At 29.4% G+C, this 3,141-nt stretch carries 3 protein-coding genes; all 3 read left to right on the top strand.

Features of this window, described 5'->3' with window-relative positions:
• Window positions 1–245: 245 nt before the first annotated feature.
• Complete coding sequence (locus tag G507_RS0109580; protein WP_026717272.1) at window positions 246–716, top strand: hypothetical protein; 471 nt, start codon at window positions 246–248, stop codon at window positions 714–716.
• 238 nt (window positions 717–954) lie between these two features.
• Window positions 955–1,671: a hypothetical protein gene (locus G507_RS0109585; protein WP_026717273.1), complete on the top strand. Its 717-nt coding sequence runs from the start codon at window positions 955–957 to the stop codon at window positions 1,669–1,671.
• 192 nt (window positions 1,672–1,863) lie between these two features.
• A complete protein-coding gene (locus tag G507_RS0109590; protein ID WP_035666046.1) occupies window positions 1,864–2,976 on the top strand; it encodes a pyridoxal phosphate-dependent aminotransferase in 1,113 nt (370 codons plus the stop codon).
• Window positions 2,977–3,141 lie beyond the last annotated feature (165 nt).

A 3,141-nucleotide genomic window follows, 5' to 3' on the forward strand; every position in this document is an offset into this window, starting at 1 on the left:
AATTTTGGAAAATCCTGTCGGATTTACCAATATTTGTCTTATATTTGTTGAGTTCAGTGCTAAATCAAAGCCACTGCGCAAAGCCACTAAACGTTAGCGGTCAGTTGAGCAGAACGCAGAAAAATTGACAGAAAAAACAGAGTAAAAAGCACTTGTTTTTTAGTTAAAATATCGTAAAACCTAAACATAAAACTCTAAAATTGAATAATAGCAGAAAAATATATTATGCGGTAAATTTCAAATCAATGACTATTCATTTTTGGTTTTTAATTTCTTTAGTAATAACAAGTCTAGCAATATGGTCTGCTTTTGTACTTATTAGAGATGGAGAATGGAAAATCGCAATATTTATGTTGCCTTTCGTTGTATTATTTCCAATAATATTTATTCATTCTCTTACATCAAGAATAATACTTACTACAGATTCAATAATTAGAAAAAATCTTTTTGGAAAAAAAGAATTAAAGTATGATACAATTAGAACATTTAAAAAATATGATACAATTGGAAATGGAAAAGGGTATGTTGCTTTTTTAGAGACTGATGAAAAAGAATTAGATTCGAAAAACTTCTTTTCTTTAAAGACGATTTATGTTTCTACTTCAGAAAATTCACATCCAAATAAAATTGCTAAAAATAAAGGATTAACTTTTCACGAAACAAGTGATATATATTTAATACTTAAAGGCAAAATTAATATAATAGATAATGGTTAGAAAATTAAGGTTAAAACCTTTTGAAACTGAATTAAAACAAAATAAGAATAGACAATCGTTATAAATAAACAACCGAACCGCTAACAGCGGTTTGCATAAATGGCGAAATATGTGGTAAATTCACGTTTATCTTTCGCAAGATATTTTATCTTAGCCGAAAAATCTCGGTCACGAAGTTCGCCACTTCTGCAAGCCGCGACACGTTACCAGCAAGTTTACCTCAAAAACAGAAAGATAAATGTTTGAATTTAGATATTTTCACGGAACTTCTAGAATATTTCTAGATTCTATTATTGAGTTTGGTCTTGGTGGAATAAATCCAAATTTTAAATATAAAAATTTAGAATTATTAAGCTTTCTAACAAAAGAAGCTGAAAATAGTTTATTAGAAAACAAAGAATACTTACATCTACAAGAAGCAGTTGTAGCAATGTCGGAACAAAGATTTTATGATTTTAAACTGCCAAATGGACAAACATTCAAAACTAATTATAAACACGATGGAATTTATGTTGGCGTAACAAAAGGAAGAGCTTTAACTTATGCTTGTTTGAATAGATTTGGAAGTGAAATATTAGAACATTGTATACTTTTATATAAAATATTTAAAGCAGTTGACGAAAACTTTAAACTTCCAACTGAATTAAATTTATTCCAAATCGAAAAATATATTGGTATGGAACACAAACCAATACTAATTGAATTAAGAGGAATAATGGATAGTGAAGTAGAAGCAGAAAATGGAGAAAATGGAGTCGACAAATTAAATCATTTAAGAGATTTAATGCCAAAGCTAAACAGAAAAGAACTTGATATAATGATGTCTTATTCAAACTTTAAATTATTAAATCCTATTGGAAAAGAACGAATGAAATTCTATGAAATTGAATTTGAGGGAACAATCGGAAAAGACGATTTTGATTTTACAATGACAGAAATCAAAACCAGCTGGTAACAGCGGTTTTGCAAGATTGCGAAATATGTGGTAAATTCACGTTTATCTTTCGCAAGAAATATTATCTTAGCAGAAAAATCTCGGTTACGAAGTTCGCAACCTCGCAAAGCCGCGAAACGTTGGTGGCAATTTTAACACACCGCAGTTGTAACAAATTATTTCTTTTAAGGACTGATTTTAAAAAAAGAAAATATGGAAACGAACAGAAGACTTTGGCTGAAAAAAATTGGAATTGGAGTAGCTGGTATTGGACTTACAAATTTCAATTCATTTGCTTCTCCACTTGTATCAGAAAATTTGATTAATAGTTTTGAGAATGATAATAACTTAATTTTTTTGCGCTCAAATGAAAATCCATATGGTCCATCTCCATTAGCAAGGAAATCATTTGTAGAAAATGCGGATATTAGCAACCGATATAATTGGGATATTGGAACAGAATTGATTTCTGACCTTGCAAAAAAAAATAGTGTTAAAGAAGAAAACATATTATTGGGTGCAGGTTCGACTGAAATTTTAGATTTAGTTGCAAAATTGGTATCACTAGAAAAAGGAAATTATGTAATCGCAGAACCAAGTTATGATTATTGGACAGTTACATTAGATAATTTAGGCTTAACGAAAAATAAAGTGGCACTTACAACCGACAAGAAAATTAATTTACAAGCTATGTTGGAAGCTGTAAACCAAGATACAAAACTTATTTATATTTGTAATCCAAACAACCCTACAGGAACCATTTGTGAAAGAGAAGCATTGGTAGAATTTATAATCAAGATTTCACAAAATACTATTGTACTAATTGATGAGGCATATTTGGAGTTTACCAAACAGCAATCCATAAGCAATATTGTAAATGACCATAAAAATATTATTATTACCAAAACATTTTCCAAAATATATGGTTTGGCTGGAGCAAGAATTGGGTATGCAATTGCTAACAAAACAATAATTGATAATCTATCAAATTTGCAATCCAACACAAATAATAGCGTTAGTGTACTATCAAAACTTGCAGCTATAGCTACGTTGAAAGATGATAAATTTGTTTCAAATTGCTATTTGCTAAATGAAAATGTAAAACAATATACTATTAGCGAACTCAAGAAATTAAATTGTGAATGCATTTCTTCTAATACAAATTTTATATATTTTTCACTTGCAAAATATAACAAGGACTATTTCAAACAATTAGATATTAATAATATTCAAGGAGGAAGAATATATGAAGAGCAAGGTAAATGGACAAGAATTACAGTTGGTAAAATGGAAGAAATGAAAAAATTTATTAAAGCAATAGAATAAAAAACTGCCACCAACAGCGGTTTGCAAAAATGGCGAAATATGTGGTAAATTCACGTTTATCTTTCGCAAGAAATTTTATCTTAGCCGAAAATAATCGGTTACGAAGTTCGCCACTTCTGCAAGCCGCGACACGTTGTAGGCTAGTTTTGAAAACCGCGTAAAAAT

Source organism: Flavobacterium gelidilacus DSM 15343 (assembly GCF_000422685.1).
GTDB classification, from domain to species: Bacteria; Bacteroidota; Bacteroidia; order Flavobacteriales; family Flavobacteriaceae; genus Flavobacterium; species Flavobacterium gelidilacus.

Excerpts from the sequence above, each read along its gene's own strand:
- G507_RS0109585 (WP_026717273.1), top strand. The coding sequence starts at position 955 with ATGTTTGAATTTAGATATTTTCACGGAACTTCTAGAATATTTCTAGAT.
- G507_RS0109580 (WP_026717272.1), top strand. The coding sequence starts at position 246 with ATGACTATTCATTTTTGGTTTTTAATTTCTTTAGTAATAACAAGTCTA.
- G507_RS0109590 (WP_035666046.1), top strand. The coding sequence starts at position 1,864 with ATGGAAACGAACAGAAGACTTTGGCTGAAAAAAATTGGAATTGGAGTA.